Annotated in this window: 1 protein-coding gene and 1 pseudogene; one reads left to right on the top strand and one right to left on the bottom strand. The window is 72.7% G+C overall.

Translation table 11 applies throughout. The features are described from left to right. Window positions 1-748, top strand: a pseudogene (locus tag ABZ281_RS46490) (GMC oxidoreductase); the annotation flags it as partial. Here ABZ281_RS46490 and ABZ281_RS46485 read toward each other — a convergent pair. Beyond that, window positions 743-2,269 (bottom strand): hypothetical protein, encoded by a 1,527-nt coding sequence (locus ABZ281_RS46485; protein ID WP_356664558.1) that lies wholly within the window; start codon window positions 2,267-2,269, stop codon window positions 743-745. The pseudogene ABZ281_RS46490 and the gene ABZ281_RS46485 overlap by 6 nt on opposite strands. Between the last annotated feature and the right edge of the window lie 6 nt (window positions 2,270-2,275).

Raw genomic sequence — 2,275 nt, 5'->3', positions numbered from 1 at the left:
CACCGCGAGCAACGTGGTGGCGGCCCGGCTGTCCGAGGACCCCTCCGTAACGGTGTGTGCTGGAGGCCGGCCCGAGCGACGTCGGTGACGACGACGTCCTGCGGCTGGAGCGCTGGATGGGCCTGCCGGAGTCCAACAACGACGCGCCGGGCGACCACCGCGGCCGCACCGGCCCGGTGAAGCTGCGCACGCTGAAGAGCGACGACCCCTGCGGCACGGCCCTGCTTCAGGCGTGCGAGACATGAACACCGCCCGGCACGGCTACCCCACCTCCGAAAACTCGTTCTGCCTCACGCCCAACGTGACGCGGGCGAGGCCCCGGGGGACGGTGCGACTGCGGACCCGGGACTACCGGGACAAGCCGAAGATCGATCCGCGGTACCTCACGCACGAGCACGACGTACGGGCTGAAGCCGGCCCGGCGGATCGCCGGGCGGCCCGCGCCGGGCGGCTGGACGGGGGCCGGGCTGGCGCCCGGCCCGGGGGTGCGCACGGACGACGAACTGCTCGACTACATCCACAAGACGCACAACACCGTCTATCACCCGTCCTGCACCGTGAAGATGGGGGCGGACGACGATCCTTCCGCACCCTTGGACGCGCGGTTGCGGGTGAAGGGGTGCGGGGACTGCGGGTCGCGGACGGGTCGGTCATGCCCGGCCTCGTCACCGCCGATCCCCGCATGACGACCATGATGATCGGCGAGAAGTGCGCGGATCTCCTGAAGGAGGGCGCCTCACGCTCATGACACGGGGCGTTTGTACATCCTGGTCGCCGTGATCTCGCTGTGGACCGCCTCGCCGTCCCGGGGCTGCTGTGGCAGGCCCGGGCGGAGGTGTTCCTCGACGCTGATGTACTTGAGGCCGGCCCTCAGGTCGGCGTCGTTGCGCATGCGGATGACCAGGGGGAACTCGGCCAGCGCGGTGGTGTCGAACAGGCCCGTGGTGTACAGGAGCTGCACACCGAGGGCGTCCGACACCGCCCGCTGGAGTTCCAGCAGGTACGTGGCGTTGGCGCGGCCGATGGGGTTGTCGAGGAACAGCGTGCCGGCGTGCCGGTGCTTGTCGCGGCCCCGGTCGTTCGACCGCAGCGCGGCCATCGTGCAGTAGAGGGCGATGGCCGCGGTGAGGAGCTGGCCGCCGGAGAAGACGTCGCCCATCTGCCCGACGGGGACGCGCTCGGCGCGCAGCACGGCGTCGGGCTTGAGGATCTCGACGGCGACGCCCTTGGGCTCCAGTGCCGCCGCGACACCGCGAAGCAGCAGGGACATGCCGTCACGCCGCAGGTCGGAGTTCTTCTTGACGGCGGCGCGGGTCGCCTCGTCGATGACCTCGCCGAGCCGCTCGGTGAGGGTGGCCTGATCGGGCTCCTCGAAGCGGATGCGGAGGAACTCCTGACCGGACCACTCCCCGAGGCCCTCCGGAAGCCGGGAGAGCCGCTGCGCGGAGCGCAGGGTGGCCAGGGCCGACTCGACCAGGCCGCGCAGGCGGTCCACGATCGAGTCGCGGTTGCGCTCCAGCTGCTCCAGTTCGTCGGTCAGGACGCGGAGCCGGGGCGCGAAGGCGTCCGCCCACTTCTGGGCGTGCTCGGGCAGCGCGGAGGCGGGCAGTTCGCGGATCTGCTGGCGGGCCGGGGTGCGGACCTGCTCGTAGCGCGTGGAGTTGGCGTGCCGGACGAGGATGTCGCTCGCCTCGCGGACGGCGGACTCGGCGGCGGACAGGTCGGCGGCGCAACCGCGCAGGGAGCGACGGGCCTCCGCAGCCGACTGCCGGGCCTCGTCGGGGCTGCCGGGGTAGGGCTCGTGCTCCTCGTGCTCCTCGTCCGGGGTGTGCTCGCGCAGGAGGTCGCGGAGCATGGCAGCGATCTCGTCGAAGCCGCTCGCCGCGTCCTCGGCGGCCCGGTGCGCGTCGAGGAGTTCGGCGTGCGCCTCGCGTGCCTGGTTCAGCGCCTCGGTGTGGGAGGCCAGTTCGGTCGTGGCGGTGCGCAGCAGGGTCTGCGCGTGCTCGGCGTCACGCGGCTGCAGGTCCTCGGGCAGGTCGGTGTGCGTCGCGCCGTCGTCCGCGGGGGCGAGGCGTTCGGCCTCGCCGCGCAGCCGCCCGAGCTGCTCGCTCGCGGTCGACATCCGGGTCTCCAGGAGCTGCACCAGCTCCTCGGCGCGGGCGGCGGCGGCCTGGCGGCTGGGTCCGTACACCGCCGGCACCGGACCGGTCACCCCCTCGCTGGTGGAGGGGCCGTCGATCTTCCGGCGCGGAGGCGAGCTGGTCATCATCTTCGA

This window comes from Streptomyces sp. NPDC006265 (assembly GCF_040613555.1).
GTDB lineage: Bacteria > Actinomycetota > Actinomycetes > Streptomycetales > Streptomycetaceae > Streptomyces.
The sequence above is the reverse complement of the archived record's forward strand: the minus strand, read 5'-3'. Positions and strand labels throughout refer to the sequence as shown.

Excerpts from the sequence above, each read along its gene's own strand:
- ABZ281_RS46485 (WP_356664558.1), bottom strand. The coding sequence starts at position 2,269 with ATGATGACCAGCTCGCCTCCGCGCCGGAAGATCGACGGCCCCTCCACC.